This window comes from Pseudomonas sp. GW821-FHT09C09 (assembly GCF_059418105.1).
In genome coordinates this window covers 708812-735239 of the sequence record NZ_JBWKPF010000001.1, presented here as the reverse complement: position 1 = coordinate 735239, position 26428 = coordinate 708812, and the positions used below count along the sequence as shown (strand labels likewise).

21 protein-coding genes are annotated in these 26428 nt (G+C 63.1%); 15 read left to right on the top strand and 6 right to left on the bottom strand.

Features of this window, described 5'->3' with window-relative positions; genetic code table 11:
* Positions 1-4 precede the first annotated feature (4 nt).
* The gene (locus tag AC07NR_RS03565; protein WP_085712050.1) at positions 5-406 is read right to left on the bottom strand and encodes a helix-turn-helix domain-containing protein; all 402 of its coding nucleotides are present in this window, start codon (positions 404-406) and stop codon (positions 5-7) included.
* 210 nt (positions 407-616) lie between these two features.
* On the opposite strand from AC07NR_RS03565, the gene AC07NR_RS03560 reads away from it, so the two are divergent.
* The 6 genes from AC07NR_RS03560 (at position 617) to ycaC (ending at position 7211) form a co-directional block, all read left to right on the top strand.
* Entirely contained in the window at positions 617-1540 is a 924-nt protein-coding gene (locus AC07NR_RS03560) for a LysR family transcriptional regulator (protein WP_248738821.1), read from the top strand.
* 125 nt (positions 1541-1665) lie between these two features.
* Positions 1666-3414 (top strand): hypothetical protein, encoded by a 1749-nt coding sequence (locus AC07NR_RS03555; protein ID WP_495077822.1) that lies wholly within the window; start codon positions 1666-1668, stop codon positions 3412-3414.
* Between the two features lie 184 nt (positions 3415-3598).
* Positions 3599-4015: a DoxX family protein gene (locus tag AC07NR_RS03550; RefSeq protein WP_495077821.1), complete on the top strand. Its 417-nt coding sequence runs from the start codon at positions 3599-3601 to the stop codon at positions 4013-4015.
* Positions 4008-4634 (top strand): antibiotic biosynthesis monooxygenase, encoded by a 627-nt coding sequence (locus AC07NR_RS03545; protein ID WP_305835305.1) that lies wholly within the window; start codon positions 4008-4010, stop codon positions 4632-4634. Before AC07NR_RS03550 ends, AC07NR_RS03545 begins: the two co-directional genes overlap by 8 nt.
* Before the next feature lie 45 nt (positions 4635-4679).
* Positions 4680-6518, top strand: a complete 1839-nt coding sequence (locus tag AC07NR_RS03540; RefSeq protein ID WP_085747770.1) for an amidohydrolase — start codon at positions 4680-4682, stop codon at positions 6516-6518.
* A 66-nt stretch (positions 6519-6584) separates the two neighbouring features.
* Positions 6585-7211: an isochorismate family cysteine hydrolase YcaC gene (gene ycaC / locus AC07NR_RS03535; protein ID WP_495077820.1), complete on the top strand. Its 627-nt coding sequence runs from the start codon at positions 6585-6587 to the stop codon at positions 7209-7211.
* Between the two features lie 58 nt (positions 7212-7269).
* Here the strand turns inward: ycaC and AC07NR_RS03530 are convergent, their stop codons facing one another.
* Both AC07NR_RS03530 and AC07NR_RS03525 read right to left on the bottom strand, forming a co-directional pair.
* Positions 7270-8697 carry a mechanosensitive ion channel domain-containing protein gene (locus AC07NR_RS03530; protein ID WP_495077819.1) on the bottom strand — a complete coding sequence of 476 codons (1428 nt, stop codon included), beginning with the start codon at positions 8695-8697 and terminating at the stop codon, positions 7270-7272.
* A gap of 63 nt (positions 8698-8760) precedes the next feature.
* Entirely contained in the window at positions 8761-9777 is a 1017-nt protein-coding gene (locus AC07NR_RS03525) for an alpha/beta hydrolase (RefSeq protein WP_085712057.1), read from the bottom strand.
* 162 nt (positions 9778-9939) lie between these two features.
* Between AC07NR_RS03525 and AC07NR_RS03520 the strand changes: the two genes are divergently transcribed.
* Entirely contained in the window at positions 9940-10839 is a 900-nt protein-coding gene (locus AC07NR_RS03520; protein ID WP_134826162.1) for a LysR family transcriptional regulator, read from the top strand.
* Between the two features lie 128 nt (positions 10840-10967).
* Here the strand turns inward: AC07NR_RS03520 and AC07NR_RS03515 are convergent, their stop codons facing one another.
* From AC07NR_RS03515 to gspG, 3 genes are all read right to left on the bottom strand, one after another.
* Positions 10968-11513 carry a hypothetical protein gene (locus AC07NR_RS03515; protein WP_305835309.1) on the bottom strand — a complete coding sequence of 182 codons (546 nt, stop codon included), beginning with the start codon at positions 11511-11513 and terminating at the stop codon, positions 10968-10970.
* Between the two features lie 77 nt (positions 11514-11590).
* Complete coding sequence (locus AC07NR_RS03510) at positions 11591-12778, bottom strand: type II secretion system F family protein (RefSeq protein WP_495077818.1); 1188 nt, start codon at positions 12776-12778, stop codon at positions 11591-11593.
* A gap of 14 nt (positions 12779-12792) precedes the next feature.
* The gene (gspG, locus tag AC07NR_RS03505) at positions 12793-13221 is read right to left on the bottom strand and encodes a type II secretion system major pseudopilin GspG (protein ID WP_085712061.1); all 429 of its coding nucleotides are present in this window, start codon (positions 13219-13221) and stop codon (positions 12793-12795) included.
* Positions 13222-13422: 201 nt separating this feature from the next.
* On the opposite strand from gspG, the gene AC07NR_RS03500 reads away from it, so the two are divergent.
* The 8 genes from AC07NR_RS03500 to AC07NR_RS03465 all read left to right on the top strand — a co-directional run bounded on the left by AC07NR_RS03500 (position 13423) and on the right by AC07NR_RS03465 (position 26378).
* Positions 13423-14034, top strand: a complete 612-nt coding sequence (locus tag AC07NR_RS03500) for a lytic transglycosylase domain-containing protein (protein WP_305835311.1) — start codon at positions 13423-13425, stop codon at positions 14032-14034.
* A 202-nt stretch (positions 14035-14236) separates the two neighbouring features.
* A complete protein-coding gene (mnxG, locus tag AC07NR_RS03495; RefSeq protein WP_495077817.1) occupies positions 14237-20056 on the top strand; it encodes a manganese-oxidizing multicopper oxidase MnxG in 5820 nt (1939 codons plus the stop codon).
* 27 nt (positions 20057-20083) lie between these two features.
* Positions 20084-21991, top strand: a complete 1908-nt coding sequence (locus tag AC07NR_RS03490; RefSeq protein ID WP_495077816.1) for a YncE family protein — start codon at positions 20084-20086, stop codon at positions 21989-21991.
* 13 nt (positions 21992-22004) lie between these two features.
* Positions 22005-22655, top strand: coding sequence for an SCO family protein (locus AC07NR_RS03485; protein WP_495077815.1), 651 nt, complete (start codon positions 22005-22007; stop codon positions 22653-22655).
* Entirely contained in the window at positions 22652-23272 is a 621-nt protein-coding gene (locus AC07NR_RS03480) for an SCO family protein (RefSeq protein WP_495077814.1), read from the top strand. The genes AC07NR_RS03485 and AC07NR_RS03480 overlap by 4 nt, the downstream gene beginning before the upstream one ends.
* Before the next feature lie 9 nt (positions 23273-23281).
* Positions 23282-24832: an ABC transporter substrate-binding protein gene (locus AC07NR_RS03475; RefSeq protein WP_495077813.1), complete on the top strand. Its 1551-nt coding sequence runs from the start codon at positions 23282-23284 to the stop codon at positions 24830-24832.
* 15 nt (positions 24833-24847) lie between these two features.
* On the top strand, positions 24848-25609 hold the full coding sequence (locus tag AC07NR_RS03470; protein WP_495077812.1) for a SurA N-terminal domain-containing protein: 762 nt from the start codon (positions 24848-24850) through the stop codon (positions 25607-25609).
* A gap of 235 nt (positions 25610-25844) precedes the next feature.
* Positions 25845-26378: a response regulator gene (locus tag AC07NR_RS03465; protein ID WP_248744534.1), complete on the top strand. Its 534-nt coding sequence runs from the start codon at positions 25845-25847 to the stop codon at positions 26376-26378.
* Positions 26379-26428 lie beyond the last annotated feature (50 nt).

The window sequence follows — 26428 nt, the reverse complement described above, 5'->3', positions numbered from 1 at the left end:
CGCCTCAGCGGTTTTTCATGACCTGGCAACGCCACGCAAACGGATTGATTCCTTCGCTGCGGGTGAAAATGTGACAGAAGTGCGCCTGATCGCAGAAGCCGCATTCCAGGCTGATCTGCGTGAGGCTGTGGTTGGTGTGCTGGATCAACAGCTTGGCCCGGGCGATCCGCTGGGTGCGGATCCAGTCTTGTGGCGAGAGCCCGGTGCTGCACTTGAACGCCCGGGAAAAATGACTGCGAGAGAGTGAACAGGCACTCGCCAGCTCGGTGACTTCAAGGCTGTCGCCGAGGCGTTCGAGGATGAGTTGTTTCACCAGCCGCTCGCGCTGCGGGCTGAGGCCGCCGGTGCTGGTTTTGCGGGGTTCGCTGGCAGGGGCGAGGGCGACGGTTTGCTGTGAGTGAGCCATGGCCAATGTCCGTGTCGAGGGGGGAAGGCACGGTCAGCGCTTTCCCTAAGGTCAATAAAACAACGCTGCGCAGAGGAATTCATTGTTTGGCGAGGGGCGGAAGCTGACGAGTTAAACGTTGTTAATTCCGCCGCCAAAGCTGATTTCGAATGGCCGCCGATCAAGTAAAGTGCGTAGCACTTGCGCCTGGCCCAAAAGGAAAACACGCCCATGAACCGAAACGATCTGCGCCGCGTCGACATGAACCTGCTGGTGATTTTCGAAGCCCTGATGTTCGAAAAGAACCTGACCCGCGTCGCCGAAAAACTGTTCATGGGCCAACCGGCGGTGAGCGCGGCACTGGGCCGCTTGCGCGATCTGTTCGACGATCCATTGCTGCTGCGCAACGGTCGCGGCATGGAGCCGACGGCGCGGGCGCTGGCGATTCTTCAGGAGCTGCAACCGGCGATGGACGTGATTTCCGGTGCGGTCAGCCGGGCCAAGGAATTCGACCCGGCCACCAGTTGCGACGTGTTCCGCATCGGTCTGTCGGATGACGCGGAGTTCGGTCTGTTCCCGCCGCTATTGCGCCAGTTGCAGGAAGAGGCACCGGGGATCGTGGTTGTGGTGCGCCGAGCCAACTATCTATTGATGCCGACATTGCTGGCGTCCGGGGAAATCTCCGTCGGCGTGAGCTACACCACCGATCTGCCGGCCAACGCCAAGCGCAAGAAACTGCGCGACATTCCCTGCAAGGTCTTGCGCGGTGATGACCGTCCGGGCCCTCTGACCCTTGACGAATACTGCGAGCGGCCGCATGCGATGGTGTCGTTCTCGGGTGACCTGAGCGGCAACATCGACGTGGACCTGGCCAAGGTCGGCCGCAGCCGCCGGGTGGTGCTCGGGGTGCCGCAGTTCAGTGGCTTGCGCGCACTGCTGGCGGGCACCGAGATGATCGCCACCGTGCCGGATTACGCCGCGTGTGCGTTGGTCGAAGGGTGTGCGTTGCGGGCTGAAGATCCACCGTTCCCGATTGATGCGGCGCAACTGTCGATGGCGTGGAGCGGGGTGCATGACAACGATCCGGCGGAGAAGTGGCTGCGGTCGCGGATCAGTCAGTTCATGTCGGTGTCGCTGGATATTCCGGCGGTGTAAGTGCGCCGTTTGTCCGGAATATCGCGCCACCTGTAAGTTCTGACAGTAGCGCTGGCCCGTGTGTGGGTGTGTGATTGATCCAATGCCTTTCGAGGGCCATGTCACACGCGCACCGGGACAGAACGATGACCGCCAACAGCCCTAACGCAAATGCCGCCGCTCCACCGCCTCCGACCATTCAGGAAAACCCGAGCACATTCCTGCTCGACCCGCAGAATGTGCGTAACACACTGACGGTCGAGGTGACGGACCCGTCGCTGCAATCCGGCGACAGTGTGAGTGTGACGTTTAGCGGCGACCCGGCCGCAGGGAGTAATGGCTCGCATACCACCCCTGCAATCAGCGTCGGCACCGTTCGGCCACTGCTGATTCGACTGCCGTTCACGCTGACAACCTTCAATCTGGGCAGGACGGTGACCCTGACCTACACGATCACCAAAGGCAGCACTGCCCCGGTGACCTCCGATCCACTGGTGCTGTATGTCTTGACGCTGGCGCAACGCGATCTGCCCAGGGCTTTGGTTACCGAGGCCGATCGGCGTGGTGAAGGTCGGTTTCTGAATCTTGATGGTTTGGGCAGCTTCACACTGCGGATCAACGCGTGGACGCTAGGTGCCAGGGGGCAATTTCTCTGGTCGCGTCTACTTGGCGTCAATGCCGACAACAGCGTTTTTGACCGGCCATACTGGAGCCCACCGGGAAATGTGATTGCGGATGAGTTCAATCGTTTCGGCTACTACGAGACGGTTCATCCCGCCACGGACCTGCGGAGTCTCAAGCACGGCAGCGTATTGAGCCTGATATTGATGGTCGGGTTGCAAGGCAGTCAGGATCCCGCGCTTGCCCAACCCTTTGCCCACCGAAACTACATCGTCCTGACGGACCCCACGAGCGCGCCAAGGATCGAGCGGAGCGTTGATCCGGACGGTCGGGACGTCGACGATCAAGGTGAAACGCTATCCACCCGCATCACCTTGTCCGGCGCAGCTACAGAGCCAGTGATTGTTTTTGATGGGGAAACTCGGCTTGGAACGGCTCCGGTGATTGCAGGGGCGTGGGAACGCTCGGTCGGAGGATTGACCACGGGTCTTCACGTCTTCACAGGTCGGTACGCCGCTGGAGGGGTCTCCAGACCCTGGACGATCAACGTTCTGGAAAACCGCGAAGTGCGGATCAAGGAATCAACCGGCAACACCGATTTGAATCCGGCTGCAGCGACTGCGGCGCTGACATTTGTCCTCGATTATCTGAGCCAGCCTGCCGACCTGGTCAGCGTGCGCTGGATCGCGGCGCCGGGTACGCCAGCGGCGGGGTCGTATACTTCGCTGCCGGTTGCCGTGGGGGCCACGCCCAGAGAACTATCGGCGCCTGTCTCTCTGGTAGCCTTCAGCATCGGTAAAACCGTTGAAGCCACCGCCTCCTACGTACGCGGCGGTGCACCGGCGGTGCAATTGCAACCCTTGGCGCTATCCGTGCTGCCGATCCCTAAGAACTTGCTCATATCCCCCGTGATCGACGAGGCCAAAGGCACTCTCGAACTGGACAAGAAGGACCTCGTGTCCGGAGCGAATCTGACGTTCGGCAACTGGATACACATGGCGAGAGGTCAACGACTGGAACTCACCCTGATGGGCTTTTCAGCCAACGGCGGCGTTAACAATCGAAGTATCTGGACACCCGATCGCAATTCGGTTCATCAGGCCTGGGTCTTGAATCGAGGCTACACGTTCAGACTCCCGCTCGACTATCTGCTGTCGCTCGGGGTCGGGACATTGTTGAGCATCATGTTCTCAGTGAGAACGGACCAAGTGCCGGATTCGATATCCGTCACGGTTTTCGAGCCGCGTCGGTACACCATCGTAGACACGCGTTGACCGGAGGAGGCAATAAGTTCTTCGGCTTTAACGGTTGGGACGCGGAGCATCCCGGGCTGCATTCCCACGCAGAGCGTGGGAACGATCACCGAAAGCGTTTTTGGACCAAGAGAGCACACCCATCCAATTTCCCCCCGATCAATCGTTGCACCATTGCCTGCAATGATTGATCAAGGATGGGCCCATGAACGCTGTACAACGCAATGACCAGGCGCAAGACCTCGGCCTGCTGTTCCTGCGGGTCTCCGGCGGGTTGTTTCTGCTGTTTGTCCACGGCTTGCCCAAGCTGCTGGATTTCACTGCACAGCTGCAACTGATCGAAGACCCGTTCCACCTCGGTGCCCACCTCACGCTGATTCTGGCGATCTTCGCCGAAGTCCTCTGTCCGCTGCTGATCGTCGCCGGGTTACTGGTGAGATTGGCGTGCTTGCCTATTCTGTTTGTGCTGCTGGTGGCGCTGCTCGTCGTGCATCCGCAATGGAGTGTGGCCGAAGGGCAGTTCGGCTGGTTGCTGTTGATCCTCTTCACCACTGTTCTGATCGCCGGGCCCGGACGGCTGGCGCTCAATGCCCGTTTGCCCGGAGTGCTTCGTTATGCCTGATACCCAGTCCCTGAGAAAACCGGGAACCGAAGAAACCGTGACGCTGATCGTCAAGCACCGGGTCAAGGCCGGCTTCGAACAGCCGTACGAAGCCTGGCTGCGCAATATCGTCAGCGTGGCGGGGCGTGAAGAAGGGCACCTGGGCGTGGACGTGATGCGCAGCAAGCAGGGTGGCCTCGCACTGTTCACCTGCGTGCTGCGTTATTGCTCGACCGAAGCGATGCAACGCTGGCTGGATTCTCCGCAGCGTCAGGCGCTGATCGAAGAAGCTGTACCGATGCTTGCCGACGGCGACCAGACCGAGGTCAATGCGGCCAACGAGTTCTGGTTCACGCCACTGGTCGACGCTGCCACGCCACCACCACGCTGGAAGCAGGCAGTGGTCTCACTTTTCGTGATCCTGCCACACACCTTGCTGGTGCCGTTGATCTGGGGACCGCTGCTCAAGCTCAACGGGTTTCTCTCCAACTATGTGGTCGCCACGTTCCTGATCACCCTGACCATCGTGGTGTCGGTGGTCTACGTCTGCATGCCGGCCGCCACCCGCTTGTTCGCGCCATGGCTGGCGGCCGGTCAGTCCCATGAACACCTGGAATCCAACGCCAATCCGCCGCGCTGAAGTGGCGGGTACTGGCTTCGTTTCACTTATCTCGAAGGAACTGCGATGAACGCCGATCTGATTCTGTTCAATGGCCAATTTCATACGGTAGACCGCGAAAAACCCCTCGCCAGCGCCGTGGCGATCAAGGACGGACGCTTTGTCGTCGTCGGCAACGATACGCAGGCCATGGCCTTGCGCGGCGCCGGCACCCAGGTGGTCGATCTCAAGGGCCGCTGCGTGATCCCCGGCCTCAACGACTCGCACCTGCACCTGATTCGTGGCGGCTTGAACTACAACCTCGAACTGCGTTGGGAAGGCGTGCCGTCCCTGGCCGACGCACTGCGCATGCTCAAGGATCAGGCTGACCGCACGCCAACGCCGCAATGGGTGCGCGTGGTGGGTGGCTGGAACGAATTCCAGTTCGCCGAAAAACGCATGCCGACCCTCGAAGAAATCAACCAGGCCGCGCCGGACACTCCGGTGTTCATCCTGCACCTGTATGACCGCGCCTTGCTCAACCGCGCCGCATTGCGCGTCGCCGGCTACACCCGCGACACGCCGAACCCGCCGGGTGGCGAGATCGTGCGGGATGCCAACGGCAATCCGACCGGCATGCTGGTGGCGCGGCCGAACGCAATGATTCTGTACTCGACGCTGGCCAAGGGGCCGAAGCTGCCGCTGGAATATCAGGTCAACTCGACCCGTCAGTTCATGCGCGAGCTCAATCGTCTCGGCCTGACCAGCGCCATCGATGCCGGCGGTGGTTTCCAGAACTACCCGGACGATTATCAGGTGATCGAACAACTGGCCAAAGACGACCAGTTGACCGTGCGTATCGCCTACAACCTGTTCACCCAGAAGCCCAAAGAAGAGCTGACCGATTTCCAGAACTGGACCGGCAGCGTCAAGTTGCATCAGGGCGATGACTTCCTGCGCCACAACGGCGCCGGGGAAATGCTGGTGTTCTCGGCGGCGGATTTCGAAGACTTCCTCGAACCGCGCCCGGACCTGCCGCAAACCATGGAACAGGAACTGGAGCCGGTGGTGCGCCACCTGGTCGAGCAGCGCTGGCCGTTCCGTCTGCACGCCACCTATAACGAATCGATCAGCCGCATGCTGGATGTGTTCGAGAAGGTCAACCGCGACATCCCGTTCAACGGCTTGCCGTGGTTCTTCGACCACGCCGAAACCATCACCCCGCAGAACATCGAGCGAGTGAAAGCGCTGGGCGGCGGCATCGCGATTCAGGACCGCATGGCGTTTCAGGGCGAATACTTCGTCGATCGCTATGGCAAACAGGCTGCCGAAGCCACGCCACCGATCAAACGCATGCTCGCCGAAGGCGTGCCGGTCGGCGCGGGTACCGATGCCACGCGGGTATCGAGCTACAACCCGTGGACTTCGCTGTACTGGATGGTCAGCGGTCGCACCGTCGGGGGTCTGGCGCTGTACGAAGAGGGCTTGCCACGCACCACTGCGCTGGAACTGTTCACCCACGGCAGCGCCTGGTTCTCGTCCGAGCAGGGCAAGAAGGGCCAGATCAAGGTCGGGCAACTGGCGGATCTGGCGGCACTGAGCGCGGACTTCTTCCACGTCGAAGAAGAAGCGATCAAGTGGATCGAGTCGGTACTGACCGTGGTCGGCGGCAAGATCGTTTACTCCGCCGGCGACTTCGAAGACCTCGGCCCGCGCGCCTTGCCGGTACTGCCGGACTGGTCGCCGGTGGTCAAGGTCCCTGGCCACTGGCGCCCGAATTCGCCATTGCAGGCCCAGGTGCACCAGTGCAGCGGCCCGTGCGCGGTGCATACCCACAGCCATGAAAAAGCCCGGATGTCGAATGCGCCGGTCAGCGACTTCGCCGGTTTCTGGGGCGCATTCGGTTGTTCCTGCTTCGCTTTCTGATCCCGTAAACGGCGCCGGTCTTCGTGGCCGGCGCTTGCCGCATCACCCATCCCCGAGGAGTTTCACATGAGCAACGTTCCTTACAAACGCCTGAACAAAGACGACGCCGTGGTGCTGCTGGTCGACCACCAGACCGGTCTGATCTCGCTGGTGCAGGATTTCTCGCCGAACGAGTTCAAGAACAACGTGCTGGCCCTGGGCGACATCGCCAAGTTCTTCAAGCTGCCAACCATCCTCACCACCAGCTTCGACAGCGGCCCGAACGGCCCGATCGTGCCTGAACTGCGCGAGCAATTCCCGGACGCGCCGTTCATTCAGCGTCCAGGCCAGATCAACGCCTGGGACAACGAAGACTTCGTCAAGGCCATCAAGGCCACCGGCCGCAAGCAACTGATCATCGCCGGTGTGGTGACTGACGTCTGCGTGGCGTTCCCGACCCTGTCGGCGCTGGCTGAAGGTTTTGAAGTGTTTGTGGTGACCGACTCGTCCGGCACCTTCAACGAAACCGTGCAGCAAGCAGCGTGGGCGCGCATGTCGGCGGCCGGTGCTCAGTTGTTGAACTGGTTTTCCGTGGCTTGCGAGCTGCAGGGCGACTGGCGCAACGACATGGAAGGTTTGGCGAATCTGCTGTCGAATCGCCTGCCGAACTACCGCAACCTGATCAACAGCTACACCAAGTTCACTGCCAAGTAATGGGTTGAAGAAAAATGCCCGCTGAAGAGCGGGCATTTTTTTGTCTGCCAAAAGGGGTTCAACGCTTTTGCAACCACCCCAGAAATCCACCCTTGCGAACCGGCACAGGCTTGGCCATCAACGCCAGCCGACTGTTCTGCTGCCTTACCGCCTGCAATTTGTTCAATGCCTGGCCGACTTCGCTGCGCTGTTCCATGCACTGACGGGTCAGGTTCTTGTCGAGGCGATAAATGATCGAAGACGTCAGCGCGGTGAACGTCGCCTGCGACGGTGTATCCGCCAGAATGCTCTGTTCACCCATGACTTCACTCGGTCCCATGCGCCCGGCCTCGGTGAAACCATTGCCGTCCGGCACGCTGGCGCTGACCACGCCGGTGGCGATCACGAACAGGCTGTCGGGGACTTCCTCCAGACCGAGCACCACCTGCCCGGCGCTGTACTGCTGCGCGACCATCGATTCGGCGAGGCTATCGCGTTCTTCATGGCTGAGCGAGCGGAAGATTTTCACTTCATCGAGCAAGGCGCGGGCGCGGGTCGAAGGTTCGATCACGCCATCCGGGTGCCGCGAGATGCCGGCGGCTTCGAGATGGCGGTGGGCGAGGTCGAACAGTTGATTGCGCACTTCGCCTTTCTTGCCCAGTTCGGCGATAAAACCGCTGGCCACGTATTCAGACATTTCTTCGCCGGCCTCTTTCAGCAGCGCTTTCGGCGCAGGCGACAGCAACAGACTGCTGCTGCCTTGCAGCGTGCGGTCGAGGGCGTCGAGCACCCGGCGCGGGCGGATGTGGTTCGGCACCTTGATGCTGATCGACACGCCGTGCAGGTTGTTCGGGCGGCTGAGGTTGACGATCTTGGCCTTGGCCGCCACCGAGTTCGGCACCACGGCCAGGGTCCCGGCGCTGGTCAGCAGGTGCGTGGCGCGCCAGTCGATGTCGAGCACCTTGCCTTCGACGCCGTCGATCACCACAAAATCGTCCACCTGATACGGCTTGGTGGTGTTGAGCACGATGCCCGAGAACACGTCGGCCAAGGTGCTTTGCAGCGCCAGACCGACTACGATGGCGAATACCCCGGAGGTGGCGAGCAGGCCTTTGACCGGCAGATCCAGCACGTAACCGGCCGCCGCGACGATGGCCGCCAGAAACACCAGCGCACCGATCACGTCCTGCAACAAACGACCGCTGTGGCCGATGCGACGCATCAGGATCAGACCGATCACTTCGGTCAATGCCCGTGCGGCGTACAGCCACCAGAAAATTCCCAGCGCCGTTGCGCCCAGTTGCGCCACCTGATCATCGGCAAACACCGGCGCCTGCAACGGACTGACGCCGGCATTGATGATCAGTGCGCTGAAGGCCAGAAACAGCACCAGCCGCACACCGACCCGTTGCGCACGGTGCTTGAACGGGACGAGATGCCAGAGCAGGGCGTCGAGCACCAGCAGCAGGGCACTCCAGGACAGCAGGTGGGCAGAAAAAAGGCTCATGGGATGAACTCCGGCGGGCACAAAAGAAAACGCCACACCCGAAGGTGTGGCGAGGGGTTGCACTCAGTTCAGGTGGGTCTTCAGTTCCGCCGCAGCCTGGCGCACGGCGGCTTTCACTTCTGGAATCCCGTTGAGCGGGTTGAGCAGGCCGAAGTCGTGAATCATCCCGTTGTAGCGCACCGAGGTCACGGGTACACCGGCGGCGTCGAGGTGGCGGGCGTAGCCTTCGCCTTCGTCACGCAGCACGTCGAACTCGGCGGTCTGCACCAGCGCGGCGGGCAGGCCCTTGAGCTGTTCGGCGCTGGCATTGAGCGGCGAGGCATGGATCTGCGCGCGCTCGGCCGGGTTGGTGGTGTAGTTGTCCCAGAACCACTGCATCATGCCTTTGGTCAGGAAGTGGCCCTCGGCGAACTGCTGGTACGAGCCGTTATCGAACCCGGCATTGGTCACCGGCCACATCAGCAACTGGAAGCGCAGGGCCGGGGTTTTCTGTTCCTTGGCCATCAGTGCCACGACCGCCGCCATGTTGCCGCCGACGCTGTTGCCGGCCACCGCCAGGCGCTTGCCGTCGACGCCGATGTCCTTGCCGTGCTCCGCCACCCATTTCGTTGCGGCGTAAGCCTGATTGATCGCGGTCGGGTACTGCGCTTCCGGCGACGGCGTGTAATCGACATACACCGCGACCGCACCAGAACCCACCACCAGATCACGAATCAAGCGTTGGTGTGTCGGGAAATCGCCCAGCACCCAGCCGCCACCGTGGAAGAACATGAACACCGGCAGCTCGCCCTTGACCTTGGCCGGGCGCACCACTTTCAGGTTGATCGTCTGGCCATCGACCTTGATTGCCTTGTCGCTGACTTCAACACCGGACAGGTCAACCTTCACCGATGCCTGGGCGCCGGTCAGCACCGCACGGGCGTCTTTCGGGCTCAGTTGCTCCAGCGGTTTGCCACCGCCGGCGGCGAGGGCATCGAGGAAGGCCTGGGTGTTGTGTTCGACGCCAGTGCCTTCGGCGGCGAATGCGTTGCCGATGGACAGGGCGAGGAGGGAAGCGGCGAGGGTTTTCTTGATGTTCATGTGTAATTCCTTTTTAAGTCGTTTGAGTTTTTGTAGGCCTTGGGATCGGGCTGCTGTGGCGCTGGGCTTCAGGCCTCAGCAACACCGTGAGCACAGATTAATGAGGTGCCGGAAAGTGAAAAAGCGGCTATAAAGCGTTTAACTGTCAACCAGAGAGTGACAATGAACCCGTTCGAAGACATGCGTATTTTTTGCCAGGTGATGGACTCCGGCAGCTTCACGGCGGCGGCCGATCAATTGGGCCTGTCCAAGCAGTTCGTCAGCCGTCGGTTGATGCAACTGGAGGAGCGCCTCGGCGTGCGTTTGCTCAACCGCTCGACCCGGCGCCTGGACGTGACACCGCTGGGCCAGAGCTATTACGAATCGGCGCTGCGGCTGTTAAGCGAAGTCGAACAGGTGGAGCAGGGCATCGCCGGGCAGACCGCCGAACCGCGCGGGACGATTCGTGTGAGCGCGCCGCTGTCGTTCGCGGTGGCGCATCTGGGGTGTCTGCTGCCGTTGTTCCTGCAGCGTTATCGCGAGGTGACGGTGGAGGTCGATCTGAGTGACCGGCCGGTGGACTTGCTCGGCGAGGGTTACGACCTGGCGTTGCGCATCGGCGTGCTGGAAGACTCGACGCTGATCGCCCGACGCATCGCCGCCATCGAGCGGGTGTACTGCGCCAGCCCTGCATATCTGGCCGAGCGCGGCACACCGGTCAAGCCAGAGGACCTGCTCAGCCATGACTGCCTGCCCTACGGCCACGGGCGTTCGGTGCAGTGGCGGTTCAACGCGGGGCAGGGCAAGCCGCAGTTGGTGAATGTCACCGGGCGGATGCGGGTCAACAACGGTGAGTTGCTGCGGGATGCAGCGGTGGCGGGGATGGGGATCACTTATCTGCCGACGTTCATAGTCGGCGCGGCGCTGAAGGACGGACGGCTGGTGCCGGTGCTGGATGATTTGCGTCCGGAGCCGTTGATTCTGTCGGCGGTGTACCCGCAGCACCGCCAGGCGTCGCGGCCGGTGCAGGCGTTGATCGAGTTTTTGCGTGAGCGGCTGGATCAGACAAAAGGCGTTTTGTAGGCGCTACAAAACATTGTGGGAGCGGGCTTGCCCGCGATAGCGGTGGGTCAGGCAGTGAAGCTTTATCTGACCGGGCCCTATCGCTGGCAAGCCAGCTCCCACAGGGGGCTTGGTGATTTCAGTTCAAGTCAGTTGGCGCGCTTGTCATCGCCCGGCTCGCCGCCGACATGTACGCCGCGATCATCACCGATCTCGCCAGCGCGGTGTACGCCATGATCGTCACCGACCTCGCCTGCGCGATGGACCCCATGGTCATCCCCGACCTCTCCGGCCCGATGAACACCATGATCGTCGCCGGGTTCGGCATGGGCGCCATTACGTCCTGAAGAGGCGCTGTCACCGGTATGGCCCGAACCATGGTCGCTGCCGCTGTGGCCACTGTTTCCACCACCGCCATTGCCACTGTTGCCACCACTGCCGCTACCACCATGGCCTCCGCCATTGCCCCCATTTCCGCCACCGCTACCACCGCCTCCGTTGCCACCGCCGCCACCGCCATTTCCGCCTCCACCACCACTCCCGCCGCCTCCGCCACCACCGCTTCCTCCACCCCCACTTCCACCTTCCTTGGCCTGAACGCTGGACACCCCTGACAGGTTGTCCGGGATCAATACGGTGGACGCCGACAGGACTGCGCCGATGGCCATTGCGAGCATGAGCTTTTGAATGTGCATATCGTTCTCCGTCTTTGTTGTCTTGATTGGGAACGTGGATGTGCCTTGTTTGCGTGTGATCCGACCCGTTCCCGAGGTCAGTGGATGCTCGAAGCGAGTTCGAAGATCGGGATGTACATCAGGATCACGATGACCCCGATCAACAGGCCGATGAAGGTCATCAGCAGCGGTTCGAACAGCCGCACGAACCACTCGATCCAGCGGCTGATTTCCTCGTCGTAGAAATCGGCGCTGCGTTCCATCATTTGCCCGAGGTTGCCGGACTGCTCGCCGGCGCGCAGCAGGCGCAGGGATACGGGCGTCACCAGCCGATTGAGCTCCAGCGCAGTGGACAATGACTGTCCTTCGCGCACTCGTTCGCAGGCCTGGTCCAAACGTGCCCGCGAGGCCACGGTGAGCAGTCCGCGCACCATGCCCATGGCCGTCACCAGCGGAATCCCGCCTTGCAGCAGAATCCCCAGCGAGCGATAAAACCGCGCCAGCTCATACATGAAGATCCGTTGGTGCACGGCGGGCAGTTTTTCCACCAGCCGATCCAGCCCTCGACGAAACGCCGGTTGTTTCTGCAACACGGCGAGGGCGGTGATGATCGCCGCCAGAATCCCGAAAAACTCAGCCTGATGGGCGTGCAGGAACATGCCGCTGCTCATCAGCATCTGCGACAGCCACGGCAGGTTCGAGCCCAGTCCTTCGAACACCAGACTGAAGCGCGGCACCACGTAGCCCATCAGAAACAGCACCACGCCACCGCCGACCACCAGCAACAGCAACGGGTAGATCGAGGCGCTGACGATCTTCTGCCGCACCTCGTCCATGCGCTGGCGATAGCTGACATAACGCCCCAGCGCATCGCCAACCGCGCCGGTTTTCTCGCTGGACTGTACCAGCGCCACGTACAGCGGCGGGAAGACCGCCGACAACTGGGCCAGTGCCTGGGAGAACGACTTGCCCTCATACAGCAGCCGCACCAGCTCGCTCAGGGTTTTGCGGGCAGCGGGAGCGGTTTCCTTTTCCGCCAGGCTTTCCAGTGCATCGATCAACGGCAGGCCGGCATTGAGCAGCGTGGTCAGTTCCTGGCTGAACAGCACCAGGTTGAAGGTCTCGCGTTTGCTCAGACGTAACGAACGCCAGTGCCGCTCGGCGTGCAGGCTGACCACGCGCAGACCTTGATCCTCGGCGATGCGCCGCGCTTCGCTGTGACCGGGTGCCTCGATGTTCAGCGACACAACGCCGGCCTTGCCCACTGCCTTCAAATGAAAACGCATGCCCGGTGCTCCGCTCATTGCCAGTTGGTGATTTCGGCGTTTTCGCCTTCGCCGCCGGGTTGGCCGTCCTTGCCCATCGATAGCAGGTCGTACTCGGCGTTTTCGCCGGGGTAGCGGTAGGTGTAGTTGCGGCCCCACGGGTCCTGCGGGAGTTTTTTCTGCAAGTACGGGCCAGTCCATTTCGCTTCGTCGCTCGGTGCGGTCACCAGTGCCTGCAAGCCTTGTTCGGTAGATGGGTAGTGGCCGACTTCCAGCCGATACAAGTCCAACGCCTTGCTCAGGCCTTCGATCTGCGCCTTGGCGACCTTCACTTCGGAGCGCCCCAGCTGGGCGAAATATTTGGGCGCGACGATCCCGGCCAGCAGGCCGAGCACCACCAGCACCACGAGCAATTCGAGCAAGGTGAAACCCCGTTGGGCGCGCGGACGAACATGCAGCTTCATGATGACCTCCGGTGAGTGGCAGCCGAGTCGCCCCAGGGCCTATGCAATTGCCATGCTCAGCCCCCGATAAATCCCGCGTGTGGGCTGAAGCCCTTGAAATACGGGCCTCTGAAGAGTCGGCACAGTGCTTGCGTACGGCTGAATCACGACAGGTCAGTGGGGCATTTCCCCCAATTTTTCGGGCCTGTCAGGGGAGGCCCAATGCTCAATCCAATCTGCGCAGGACTGCTTGGCTGCATGCTGCTGACCGGCATCGCCGAAGCCGATGTGTTTGTCTCCGTGGACGCCAAGGGCAGCTATGTGCTGTCCAACGTCCACCGCCCCGGACGCACCTATGAACGGGTGATACACGAGGCGCAAATGCCCGTGGTCAGCCTCGATCAACAACCGCAGTTGATCGCCAATCAGCCTTACGCCGAGCTGGTGTCGGCCGCCGCTGCAGCCAATCACTTGCCCGAAGCGCTGCTGCACGCGGTGATCAACGCCGAGTCGAACTACAACCCCGGCGCGACATCGCCCAAAGGCGCCGGCGGGCTGATGCAACTGATGCCCGACACCGCCCGGGAGCTGGGGGTGACCGACGTCTACGACCCCCGCGCCAACATCCAGGGCGGGGCCCGGTATCTGAAGCGGCTGATGACCCTGTTCGACAACGACATCGCCCTGGCCGTGGCGGCCTATAACGCCGGCCCCGACGCGGTGCTCAGCCGTGGCAGGGTGATTCCGCCGTTCGCCGAAACCCAGCGTTATGTGCCCAGCGTCCTGCGCCAGTACCGGCGTTTGCAGGGGCTGGCGGCGGACGCGCCGTTGTAAACCTTCAACCCGGTTTTCCCCACTTTCGGGGCAAATCCGCCGGGTCGGAAAAACGGGGAATCGGGTGGGGAATTTTCCCCGGATTCTCAAGTGGCTTGTGTAACTGACTGAGCAGTAATGAAATTTTTTGTGGCATGCGGATTGCTCCAGCGGGTTTGTCGAGAATCATTCCCTGTGAGCACCCACTACGAGGTTTCCGATCATGGTTGGCATTCACCACGCACCGTCCCTGTTGAACTGGCTGCTGTTGCTGGCCTCGATGCTCAGCGTCGAACTGGCCAGCGCCGCCGTGCGCTGCGAACGCAATCTGGTGGCCAACGTCGTGGCCTTCGATCAGCCGCTGATGTTCAACCGCCTCGGCGCGCAGAACGTCAACGGCATGATGTTCGCCCTGCGTCGCGACGTGGTCGATGACCATGACCGGTCACTGGCCCAGGGCGGTTCGGCGGTGCCGGGCAAAGTCTCGCTGCGCCCGGACAAGCGTCCACGGCCACTGGTGCTGCGCGTGGCGGCGGGGGATTGCCTGACCATCAACCTGCAAAACTTGCTGGCGTATCAGGCCAACCCCAATCATCACGCCGAGCCCGAGGGCGAAGCGGAAAACGCCAACGTCGGCGAAGCCTTCAAGGCCGACGAGCAAGTTGCCGACCGGCATGTCGGCTTCCAGGTCAACGGCCTGCAAGCGGTGAACAGCATCGACGACATCGCCTCGTTCACCGGGCGCAACGCCAACAGTCTGGTCGCCCCCGGTGCCAGCCGTTCCTATCTGTCGTACGCCGAGCGCGAAGGGGCGTTCGATGTCAGTAGTCGTGGCGCGACGTTCGGCGGGGAGGGCGCGGCCGGCAACAATGCCAATGGCCTGTTTGCCCAGGTGGTGGTCGTGCCCAAGGGCGGCCGCACTTACCGCAACACCCTCACCGAAGAAGAAATGCGCCTGGCCAGCACTGGCCGTACTCCCGCCGGACACCCCATCGTCGATTACCAGGCCCGCTATCCGCAGCGCGAGCCGTGGCTGCGCGAAGGCAAGGCCGGGTCGCCGATCATCAGCATGGTCGACGGCAGTGAAATCATCTCCAGCGAAAGCGATGCCATCGTCATGGGCAGCAACCCCGACGGCAGCTTTCCGTCGATCACTTATCCGCTGGAGTCTGTGGGCAAACGCAACCCGGCGCTGCCCAACCGGCTGGAGCCATTCCGTGATTTCGCCGCGCAGTTCCAGGACGAAACCGCCGTCACCCAGGCGTTCCCGGCGTACTTCGCCGACCCGGTGATGGGCCATGTGCTGGAGCCGACCCGCGATTCGTTCATGATCAATTACGGGGCCGGCGGCATGGGCGCCGAAGTGATCGCCAACCGTCTGGGCGTGGGGCCGATGCACGATTGCCTGTCCTGCGCCTACGAAGAATTCTTCCTCAGCTCGCACACCGTCGGCGACGTGGCGATGCTGGTGGACGTGCCGGCCAACACCGGGCTTGAGAACATCGCCCCCGGCCAGACGCCACGTGCCGATCAGGTCGGCGTCAAAGCGACGATGGCGCTGTATCCGTCGGAGCCGTCGAACGTCGCCCACAGCTACATCGGTGACTTCGTCAAATTCCGCAACACCCACAACGGGTACGAACACCATATCTTCCACCTGCACGGCCACCAGTGGCTGTTCAACCCCAACGATGACAACTCCGATTACGTCGACGCCCAGGGCATCGGCCCGGGCGCCGGTTACACCTATGAAATCGCCAATGGCGGCTCGGGCAACCGCAACCGGGTGGCGGGCGATGCGATCTACCACTGCCACTTTTATCCGCACTTCGCTCAGGGCATGTGGGCCATGTGGCGGGTGCACGATGTGTTTGAAGAGGGCACCAGACTTGAGGTTTCCGAGCAAGGTGCCGACGGTTTCCACAGCGAGCCTTATGCCCTGCGCAGCGGCAAACCTGCTGCGGGCGCCCGCGCCTTGCCGGATGGCGAAATCATCGCCGGTACGCCCATTCCGGCGGTGGTGCCGCTGCCGGGCAAAGCCATGGCGCCGATGCCGGGCAAAGTCGTCGTGGTGCCGAAAATCGGCGAAACGATGGTCGCCGGCAACGATGACGACGATGACGAAGAAGAGGGCGACGACGATCACCACGGCGGCAACGCTGGCAACCAGGCTGTTGGTTCACTGGCCCTGGTGGATCGCAGCGAAGCCAACCGCAACGCTGACGGCAGCCTGAAAAATCCCGGCTATCCGTTCTGGATCGGCGGCATGGAGAGTTCGGTCGGGCAACGTCCGCCGACCCCACCGCTGGACATGCTCGACGCCGCCACCGCGCAATCGCTCAAAGCCAGCGGCAAGGCGTTGTGGGCCAACCTTGATCCGACTCAATCCGGCGGCTGGGACGGTGGTTTGCCGCGTCATGCACTGGACGGAAAGTCTGCTGGCGGCGAAGCGCTCACCGTGACCACGTCACTGGACTTTTCCAAGGCAGTCACCCGCGCCAAGCCGATTTATCTGCCGGAAGAAGGCACCGAAGTCGAACAGGCAGCGATGGCGTTCCACGCGAAAAAGGATCACCCAAGTTTTGCCTTGCTGCCCGGCAATCAGATTGTGGCCAAGGCTTTCCGCACCAACGGTGCTCTGCCGATTGCCGGCGCGCCGTATTACGAACCGTGCATGGACGACCGGCAAAAGCGCCTGACCAGCAGCGCCGGCACCGGCGAATTCAACAGCGGCGAGCGCATCGACGGCATGTCCTTCGTCGGCGCCTCGACGTTCACCGCCGACCGGCCACGTGTCTACAAAGCCGCCAACATCCAGTTCGACGCGGTGTACAACAAGGTCGGTTATCACTTCCCGCAAGCCCGCATCCTCGCGCTGTGGGAAGACGCCTGGCCGGTGATCACCAAGCAGCGTCCGCCCGAGCCGCTGGTGATGCGCATGAACACCTTCGACTGCGTGCAATACCAGCAAACCAACCTGGTGCCGGCCGTCTACGAGATGGACGACTATCAGGTGCGCACCCCGACCGACGTGATCGGACAGCACATTCACCTGCCGAAGTGGGACCTGACGGCGGCGGACGGTTCCTCCAACGGCTGGAACTACGAGGACGGTGTGCTTTCCCCCGGCGCCGTGCAGGAACGTGTGCACGCGATTCGCGAGTTCAACCAGTGCGCCGGCACCGACCCGCGAGACGGCACTCCGGCCTGCCCGAAAGCCAAGGCGCATCCGTTCTTCGGCCAGTACGGTCGCAGCGACTGGATGGGTGCGCGCACGGCGATGCAGCGCTGGTTCGTCGATCCGGTGATCAACAGCAAAGGCGTGGATCGCGGCCTGGGCACGATCTTCACCCACGACCACCTCGGCCCATCGACCCACCAACAGATCGGCCTCTACGCCACGGTGCTGGCTGAACCGGCCGGTTCCACCTGGTTCCACGCCGAAACCGGCGAGTCTCTGTACAGCGGCGCACGGCAGGATGGCGGGCCGACGTCGTGGCAAGCGGTGATCAACACCGGCGACCTCGACGGCGACGGTTTGAATGACAGCTTCCGCGAGTTCTTCCTCGAATACAGCGATTTCCAGCACGCCTATGAAGCCGGGGTTTACGTGGGCGCCGGACCGAACGGCATCCCCAATGCCCAAGCATTCCCGGCCACGGCCGACAGCTTCCGCTTCGCGATCAACCCGCCGGTGCGCAACAACGCCGGCAACCTGCTCGAAGCGGTGGTCGAGGCGCGCGGCGGGATCAAACCGGGCTGCCCGAGCCGGCCATGCCCGCAGGCGATTTCCGTGGATGATCCGGGCATGTTCGTCGTCAACTACCGTAACGAACCGCTGGGCCTGCGGGTGTTCGACCCGAACAAGGTCGGCCCGGACGGCAAGCGCGGCATGCAGGCCGACGGCCTCGGCGGTGACCTGGCGTACGCCATGCAGAGCCGAACCGATCGGGCGATCCCGGCGCTGAACCTGGCGCCGAACCAGATCAGTTCGGCCACCGGACCTACCGGTGGCACCACGCTGTTCCCGCCGCACATCAACAAGGGCGGCGCCGAACCGGGCGATCCGTTCACGCCGATGCTGCGCACCTACACCGGCGACAACGTGCGGCTGCGGGTGCATGCCGGCGGCCACGAGGAAGAGCACAACGTCACCCTGCACGGCGTGAAGTGGCTGCAGAGCGGTTCCGGGTTCGGCAACAGTTCCAACTCCGGCTGGCGCGCTTCGCAGATGGTCGGGATCTCCGAGCAGATGGGCTTCATTGCGCCGGTGTCGATGCTGTCGAGTTCGGCCGCGACCACCGGGGATTATCTGTACTCGATGGACGCTTCGATCGAAGGCTACTGGAACGGCATCTGGGGCGTGATGCGCAACTACACCGCGCAACGCAACGACCTGTTCGCGCTGCCGAACAACCCGAAACCCACCGGCATGCGCAACACCGTGGCGTTCGAAGGCAGTTGCCCACGGATCAGCGCCAACCCCAACGGCATCGGCACCCGGCCCACCGTGCAGCGCAATTATGAAATCGTCGCGGCGCTGGCCAACGACATCCTGCGCAACCCGCTGGGGCTGACCATCGGTGACTCGGCCGGGCTCGGCCAGCACGTTGGCGGGCCGTTGAATCCGGCCGGCGGCACGCTGGTGTTCAACTCGCGGCCGGTGAGCATTCCGCAGGTGACGGTGACCGATCCCGAGGATGGCGAAACCCTCACCATCGGCGGTCAGAGCGGGCCGATCCATGACCCGACGGCGATCCTGTATGTGCGCAAGGCGGATCTCGATCCGGCCACGGGCAAGCTCAAACCCGGCATTCCCGTCGAGCCGCTGGTGCTGCGCGCCGCTGCCGGGGACTGCATCAACATCACCCTGGAAAACCGCTTGCCGAGCGTGATGCCGGACCTGGCGCAGACCGCAATCCTGCAGGGGCTGGTCAAACGTGACCGCAACGGTGGCGACGGCTCGACCACCTTCAACAACAACCTGCTGCGGCCGTCCAGCCATGTCGGACTGCACGCACAATTGCTGGCCTACGACATCACCAAATCCGATGGGGTGAACGTCGGCGCCAACCCGATCCAGACCGTGCCGCCGCGTGTCGGCAGCACCGGTGCGTATCCGACCCGTACCTATCAGTACTACGCCGGGCACCTGGAGCGCGAAGGCAAACCGATCACGCAATTGGGGCGCAACGTCGACAACATCAACGCCACGGCGGTGGAGTTCGGCGGCCTCAACTTCACCCCGGCGGACGTGATCAAGCAACCGCAAAAAGGCCTCGGTGGGGCGATGAGCATCCTGCCGGTGGGCGCCACCTGGGTCGACGATGCACGCAAGGTCAGCGCCACGGTGACGGCGGCGGGGCAGACGGCCTATCGCGACTTTGCGATGGTCTGGCAGCGTGCGCTGAACCTGCGCTGGGCCAATGGCCGGCCAGTCGAAGGCATCGCCTCCGAAGGCATGGGCGTACCGAACGATCCGAAGGACAACGCCGGCATGGCCATCAACTACAAGGCTGAACCGATGTGGTACCGCTTCGGCCTGGCACCGGACGCACCGTTCGGCCGCGCCGACGGCCACGGTTACGGCGACGTGCCCAACGCGCACATGGCCTACAGCAACGCGCTGGTCGGCGGTGATCCGCAGACTCCGGTGTTCTACGCCAAACCGGGGCAACCGTTCCGCACCCACATTCTGATGCCTACCGGTGGCAGCCGTGGTTCGACCTTCCAGCTCGACGGGCATCTGTGGTCGGTCAATCCGTTCCAGTCGGAGAAGAGCGATGTCGGCGGCTACCCGATGAACACCCCCGGCGTGGGCTCGGTGAAGTTCGGCTACAACCCGATGTCGATGTACATCGGCGCCCGGGAGAGCGTGCTGCCGGCGGCGCACTTCAGCTTCATGTTGCCAAGCGCCGGCGGGGCCAACGCGATAGCGGGGGACTACCTGTTCCGCGACAACGCCTCGTTCGGCAACACAGCGGGGTTGTGGGGATTGTTGCGGGTGACCAATGAGCCCGAGCCGGCACCTCAGGGCCAATAGCGGAAATGCAGTCGAGGGGAGAGCGACATGAACAGGATCATCAACATCATCGGCGTGTGTCTGCTGACCATCGCAGGTGCGCTGCTCACGTTCGGCGAGATTGCCCTGGGGCAGACGCTGACCCGCGACGGCGTGTCCATCACGTTCAACCTGCAACCGCTGGCCCGCGACGGCAAACTGCGTGAAGGCGAGTTCGCCGACGTGCAGTTCCGCGTCACCGAAGGCGCCTCCGGCCAGCCGCTGTCCGGGGTGGCGCCGGGGGCCTGGATCGATCCGGAAACCGTTGCCGCCGACCAGGCCCAGGGCCGCGACAAGAGCTGCAAATCCCGGGTCGGGACGTTCCTCAAATCCAACATCGGCGCGCGGCCGCTACTCGATCTCAACAGCTACTTTCTGCTGGTGATGAACCGCGATGCCAGCGTTTCGGTGATCGATCCTTCGGTGTCGGTCGGCGGCATCACCAGCACCCTGGCGCGGATCGAACTCAAGCAACCGCCGATGGACTGGGCCACGCCCAGGGACAACAAACGCGTGTTCGTGTCGATGCCGGCAGCCGGGGAAGTGGCGGTGATCGACAGCGAGCAATTCAAGGTGCTCGACTCGGTGGCCGCCGGCAGCCAACCGGTGCGGGTCGCGCTGCAACCGGACGAACGTCTGCTGTGGGTCGGCAACAACGCGAGCAAAGGTGAAGAGTCCGGTGTCACGGTGATTGATGCCCAAAGTCTGAAACCGCTGAAGCATCTGGCGACCGGCCGCGGCCACCACGAAATCACTTTCAGCAAGGACAGCCGCTTCGCCTTCATCAGCAACCGCGACGACGGTACGTTGAGCGTCATCGACATCGCCAGCCTGAGCCTGCTGCAACAGGTCAAAACCGGCTCCAGCCCGTTGTCGGTGGCGTACTCGCCGCTGTCCGGCGCGGTGTATGTAGCCGATGGCAAGGACGGCACCGTCACGGTGATCGACAGCAACAGCCGCGCCGTGCGGCGGGTGATCAAACTGCAACAGGGCCTCGGCCCGATGGGCTTCAGTGCCGATGGCCGCTTCGGCGTGGTGCTGAATACGGTAGAGAATCGCGCCACGGTCATCGATGCGGCCACTGACTCAGCGATCCATGATCTGGACGTCTCGGCCGAACCCTGGCAAGTGGTGTTCACCAAGGCCTACGCCTACGTGCGCGGGCTGGCGTCGCCCAAGGTCACCATGATCAACCTCGCCTCACTCGGCGAAGGGCGGCAGCCGATCAGCCAGGGTTTCGAGGCCGGGCCGCAGCCGCCGCGGCTGGCCGGGGATCTGCCGCTGGCGTCGAGCCTCGCCGTGTCGCGGGACGACAACGCGGTGTTCGTGGTCAACCCGGTGGACAACACCACCTATTTCTACGCCGAAGGCATGAACGCGCCGATGTCCGGTTACCCCAATCGCGGGCAGGTCGCACGTGCGGCCATGGTGGTCGACCGCAGCCTGCGCGAGGTGTCGCCGGGGCTGTACAGCGCCCGGGTGAAACTGCCGGCGGCGGGGCGTTTCGACGTGGCGTTCCTGCTCAACCAGCCGAACATCATTCATTGCTTCAGCGCGCAGGTGGAGTCCGACGGCGCGGCTGAAAAACACGTCGGGCCGCCGACAGTCGAGTTCCTGCCGGGCAAGGCTGCCGTGGCGCTCAATGACCCGTACGTGGTGCGGTTCCGCATCGTCGAAGGCAAACAGAAGGTGCAGCGCACGGGCGTGAAAGACGTGCAGTTGCGCTACTTCCTCGCGCCGACGTCGCGGCCCCGTGAAGTGGCGGCGCTGGAAGTCGCCGACGGTGTGTACGAAGCCCCGGTGACCCTGGACCGCAGCGGCGCCTGGTACCTGCATGTGCGCGCGGCATCGCTGGGCGCCGGTTTCGACGACAAGACCTTTGCCAGTGTCCGGGTGCTGCCCGGCCAGACTCAGTGACGAGGACAACGCCATGAACCGATTCACATTATCCGGCCTGCTGACCCTGTGTCTGTTGGCCGCCGGCATTCATCAGGCCCGAGCCCATTCGGCGGACGAACACGCGGGGCACAAGGCGCCGGCCGCCAGCACCCAGGAACACACCCAGGTCAAATTCGTCGACGTGCCGCTGCTCGACCAGAACGGCAAGACCGTGCGCCTGGAACAGGATCTGGTGCACAACAAAATCGTCGTCATGAGTTTCATCTACACCAGCTGCACCACGGTTTGCCCGGTGGTCTCGTCGATCATGGGCAAGGTGCAGAAACAGCTGGGTTCGCGGGTCGGCGGCGAAGTGCAATTGGTGTCGATCAGCATCGACCCGCAGCGCGACGACCCGAAACGTTTGCAGGATTATGCCCGCTCTTTCCAGCGCGGGCCGGGCTGGAGCTGGCTGACGGGGACGCCGCAATCGATCAACGCCACCCTCAAGGGGCTCGGCAGTTTCAGCGGTGACTTCAAGAATCACCAGCCGCTGATCCTCGTCGGTGACGGCAACAGCCGCCACTGGATGCGCTACTACGGTTTCACCGACCCGGCGCTGCTGGCCAAGGAAGTGGAAAAACTCAGCGGCCTGCGCACCCACGCCAGACACACCGCGATTGCCATGGAGCAACAGCCATGAGAATGCTCGACTGGGTCACCCTGATGATTTGCTTCTGTATTTTCAGCACGGTGGCATTCGCCCACGAAGGCCATGCGCCCGAGGCCCCGGCAACGGTTGCCGCCGCGCCGGCCACAGGCACCCACGACGCAAAAACCTGGTTCACCGACACGCCGTTGCTGGATCAGCACGGCAACACTCAGCGCTTCTACAGTGACGCCCTGCAAAACCGTGTGGTGCTGCTCAACGTCATTTTCACCAGTTGCAACGACGCCTGTCCGCTGATCACGCGCAAGCTCAAGGAAGTCCGCGAGCTGCTGGGCGACAAGGCCGAAGGCGTCACCTTCATTTCCCTTACCAGTGATCCGCTGCGCGACACGCCGGCGGTGCTCAAGGCTTACACCTTGAAGCAGGGCGCCGATGACCCTCACTGGCTTTTCCTTACCGGCGACGAGGCGCAGATGGATCTGGTGCTCGGTCGCATCGGCCAGATCGTGCCGACGCCGGAGCAGCACTCGACCCAGTTGATCGTCGGCGATGTCGCCAACAAACGCTGGAGCAAGATCCGTCCCGATGCCCCGGCCGCCGCCATTGCCCAGCGCTTGCAGTTGCTGACAATGCCCGTGGCCGATCGCTGAGTCCGCACCATGAAAGTCGACCGCGTCCTCGCCCTGATTCTGCTCGCTGGCGTCAGCCTCGGCGCGGCTGCGTTGCCGCTGACCGATGAAGAAAGCGCCGGCAAGCGCCTGTACCGCGAAGGCCAGTCGGCCAGCGGCGAGGCGATCATGGCGCGGGTCGGCGCGGCGGACGTGTTGCTGCCGGCCACGAGCCTGCCGTGCGCCAACTGCCACGGCGCCGACGGTCTCGGCCGACCCGAAGGCGGGGTGCGTCCGCCGGAGTTGAACTGGTCGCGGCTGACCAGCACCCACGGTCAGCAGCAGATCAACGGGCGCAGCTACCCGGCGTACACCGACAGCAGCCTGGCGCGGGTGATTCAGGAGGGGCGTGACTCCGGCAACAATCGGCTCGACCCGAGCATGCCGCGCTTTCTGCTGTCGATGAAGGATCAGCGCAACCTCACCGCTTATCTCAAGCGACTGGCCGACGATCGCGATCCGGGGCTCGATGACCAGACCTTGCACCTGGGCACCTTGCTGCCGAGCCAGGGGCCGCTGGCCGAGGAGGGCGCCACCGTCGCGGCGGTGCTCAACGGCAGCGTGGCGCGGATCAATCAGGCCGGTGGCATTCATGGCCGGCAGTTGCGCCTGACCGTGGTCGATCCAGGGCCGGATCGCGCCAGCGCCGAACAGGCCCTGCAACGGCTGATCGACGAGGAAAAGGTCTTCGCGCTGATTGCTCCGCTGGCTCCGGCGCTGGACAACGAATTGGCACCGCGCCTGGAAGAGGCCGGTCTGCCCCTGATCGGGCCGCTGTCCTTGATGGGTTCGGTGCAGGCCAGTGCGCAGATTTTCGAACCGCTGCCGGGATTGCGCGAGCAGTTGATCGCCCTGGCCGATTACGCCACCGCCAGCCTGAAAGTGCTGCAAGGACCGACGCTGATCGCTTATCCCGACGACCCGACCCAGGTGCAGGCCGCACAGGCGCTGGGGCAGTACTTGCAGGATCACGGCTGGCAAAAGGTCCGGCTACAGGCCTACGACCCGGCGGCGGACAGCTTGCCGCTGGGCTCGCGTTCGGTGTTCTACCTGGGCAGCGGCAGCGGTTTCAGTCAGCTGGCGGCGGGGCTGCAGCATGCCGGGCAAGTGCCGTATCTGTTCGCGACGTCGGGCCAGGTGGCGGGTGATTTGATGCAAGTGCCCGAGGGCTTTTCCCGGCGCGTCTTCCTGGCCTATCCCTTTGTGCCCAGCGACTGGACCCAGGCCGGGCGCATGGCCCTGACCCTGCTGCGCGAACATCAGGGCCTCGGCGCGCAGCATGCGGTGCTGCAAGTCGGCGCCTACGCCTCGATGCTGCTGTTCAGCGAAGCCATGAAGCAGGCCGGGCGCGACGCCAGCCGCGAAAAAATGGTGACGGCCCTCGAAAGCCTGCACGACTTCGACACCGGCCTGACCCCGCGCCTCAGCTTCGGCCCCGGGCGACGATCGGGCCTGAGCGGGGCGCATGTGGTCACCGTGGATTTGCCCGATCAGCGTTTCTATCTGGTTGCGCCCTACAAACCGATTCTCGCGAGCCCCTGAACGGAGGCCTTGATCATGAAGCTCAAAAGCGTGTTGTGGCTGCTGGCATGCTGGTTGCCGATCGCGTTCGCCAATACGGAACCGGTGGCGGCGCGGGTCAACGGCGAGGTGATTTCCGAGTATCGTCTGGAACGGTTTTTCGCCGAATACCTGGAAGACCGGGGCCGCGCCGTCGCGAGCATCCGCAGTCCCAAGGCCTATAAACAGCTGCGCCAGGCCGCGCTGGACACGCTGATCGACAAGGAACTGCTGTGGCAGGAGGCGCAAAAACGTGGCCTGAAGGTCGATGATCAAGCGGTGCAGCAACAGGTTTCGCAGATCCGCGTCGCCATCGGTGGTAGCGACAAGTTTATGCGGCGCTTGCAGGATGCGGGGTTCGACGAGGCCTCGTTCACCGAGTACACCCGTCGCGAACTGGCGGCGCAGCAGATGTTCGCCGCGTTGATCCGCGCAAACACCTTGCAGGCCCGGCATCTGCTGGTTCGCGTGGCGCCGGGTGCCGATGCCGCCACAGACGCGGCGGCGCGTCTACGCTTGATGCAGATGCGCGCCTCCGTGGTCGAGGGCGCAACGTTCGCCAGCGATGCCGTGCGCTCGCCATTCGGCTGGCATTTGATTTATTTGCCGAACCACTTGGAGGCAGCCGATGTCCCAGAGGTGCAGGGGCTTGCAACAGTCCGGGTACAGCGTGCCCGACAGCAACAGGCCCTGGCTCGTCGCCAGGTGCTCGCGCAATTGCGGGCGCAGAACAGGATCGAACGAATTGACGACGATTGAAGGTTCCCCCCCAATAGTGGGGAATGGCTTCGATGCCCATTCAGGTGCTTCCCCGTTTCTGGGGAACGGGGGACCGGGACGAGCGGGCATTGTCATCAAATTCAAGGACATGAAGACCAAAATTTACCGGCACTCGGCCTGGCATGAAGTGTGCGTTACCTCTTGTGAGGCGCACTCCAGCAGGTTCGGGCAGTTGATGTGAAGAGGCCGGATTTGTAGCTGCAAGGAGTTCACCTTGGTTAACAAAGTACTGGTTGTCGAAGACGAACTGCTGCTTGCACAGAACCTTCAGGATTATCTGTCGGCGCAAGGGCTGGACGTCCGGATTGCACATGACGGCGCAGACGGAATCGGCCAGGCCGAGACCTTCGCTCCCGACGTGCTGGTGTTCGATTACCGCTTGCCCGATATGGAAGGGTTCGAGGTGCTCGACGCGGTCCGCCAGAACAGGACGTGTCATTTCGTGCTGATAACGGGTCACCCGACCGCTGAAGTCTGTGAGCGGGCGCGGCAACTGGGGGTCAGTCACATCCTGTTCAAACCGTTTCCCTTGGCGGAACTGGCCCGAGCTGTCTGCGACCTTCTGGGGATCCAGCGCGAAGCGAAACCCGGTGCGAGCCCATCCGAAGGCTTCGTCGAACGACGCCAGAGCAGGACCGAGAGCTTCCCGTTGCAGTTGTACGATGGCAGTTGGGTGCTGGCGGACCGCCGACGAAACCGGTCGGAGGTCATGGCACCGGACGACGATCAAATGCTCACCGGGGAGTAATGGCGCGATAGACGTTCCGGCACTCGCCGAACTCGCCTCCCGCGCCGTCA

Excerpts from the sequence above, each read along its gene's own strand:
- AC07NR_RS03540 (WP_085747770.1), top strand. The coding sequence starts at position 4,680 with ATGAACGCCGATCTGATTCTGTTCAATGGCCAATTTCATACGGTAGAC.
- AC07NR_RS03555 (WP_495077822.1), top strand. The coding sequence starts at position 1,666 with ATGACCGCCAACAGCCCTAACGCAAATGCCGCCGCTCCACCGCCTCCG.
- AC07NR_RS03530 (WP_495077819.1), bottom strand. The coding sequence starts at position 8,697 with ATGAGCCTTTTTTCTGCCCACCTGCTGTCCTGGAGTGCCCTGCTGCTG.
- AC07NR_RS03485 (WP_495077815.1), top strand. The coding sequence starts at position 22,005 with ATGAACCGATTCACATTATCCGGCCTGCTGACCCTGTGTCTGTTGGCC.
- AC07NR_RS03565 (WP_085712050.1), bottom strand. The coding sequence starts at position 406 with ATGGCTCACTCACAGCAAACCGTCGCCCTCGCCCCTGCCAGCGAACCC.
- AC07NR_RS03470 (WP_495077812.1), top strand. The coding sequence starts at position 24,848 with ATGAAGCTCAAAAGCGTGTTGTGGCTGCTGGCATGCTGGTTGCCGATC.
- ycaC (WP_495077820.1), top strand. The coding sequence starts at position 6,585 with ATGAGCAACGTTCCTTACAAACGCCTGAACAAAGACGACGCCGTGGTG.
- AC07NR_RS03545 (WP_305835305.1), top strand. The coding sequence starts at position 4,008 with ATGCCTGATACCCAGTCCCTGAGAAAACCGGGAACCGAAGAAACCGTG.
- mnxG (WP_495077817.1), top strand. The coding sequence starts at position 14,237 with ATGGTTGGCATTCACCACGCACCGTCCCTGTTGAACTGGCTGCTGTTG.
- AC07NR_RS03475 (WP_495077813.1), top strand. The coding sequence starts at position 23,282 with ATGAAAGTCGACCGCGTCCTCGCCCTGATTCTGCTCGCTGGCGTCAGC.
- AC07NR_RS03560 (WP_248738821.1), top strand. The coding sequence starts at position 617 with ATGAACCGAAACGATCTGCGCCGCGTCGACATGAACCTGCTGGTGATT.
- AC07NR_RS03525 (WP_085712057.1), bottom strand. The coding sequence starts at position 9,777 with ATGAACATCAAGAAAACCCTCGCCGCTTCCCTCCTCGCCCTGTCCATC.
- AC07NR_RS03515 (WP_305835309.1), bottom strand. The coding sequence starts at position 11,513 with ATGCACATTCAAAAGCTCATGCTCGCAATGGCCATCGGCGCAGTCCTG.
- AC07NR_RS03550 (WP_495077821.1), top strand. The coding sequence starts at position 3,599 with ATGAACGCTGTACAACGCAATGACCAGGCGCAAGACCTCGGCCTGCTG.
- AC07NR_RS03520 (WP_134826162.1), top strand. The coding sequence starts at position 9,940 with ATGAACCCGTTCGAAGACATGCGTATTTTTTGCCAGGTGATGGACTCC.
- AC07NR_RS03480 (WP_495077814.1), top strand. The coding sequence starts at position 22,652 with ATGAGAATGCTCGACTGGGTCACCCTGATGATTTGCTTCTGTATTTTC.
- gspG (WP_085712061.1), bottom strand. The coding sequence starts at position 13,221 with ATGAAGCTGCATGTTCGTCCGCGCGCCCAACGGGGTTTCACCTTGCTC.
- AC07NR_RS03510 (WP_495077818.1), bottom strand. The coding sequence starts at position 12,778 with ATGCGTTTTCATTTGAAGGCAGTGGGCAAGGCCGGCGTTGTGTCGCTG.
- AC07NR_RS03490 (WP_495077816.1), top strand. The coding sequence starts at position 20,084 with ATGAACAGGATCATCAACATCATCGGCGTGTGTCTGCTGACCATCGCA.
- AC07NR_RS03500 (WP_305835311.1), top strand. The coding sequence starts at position 13,423 with ATGCTCAATCCAATCTGCGCAGGACTGCTTGGCTGCATGCTGCTGACC.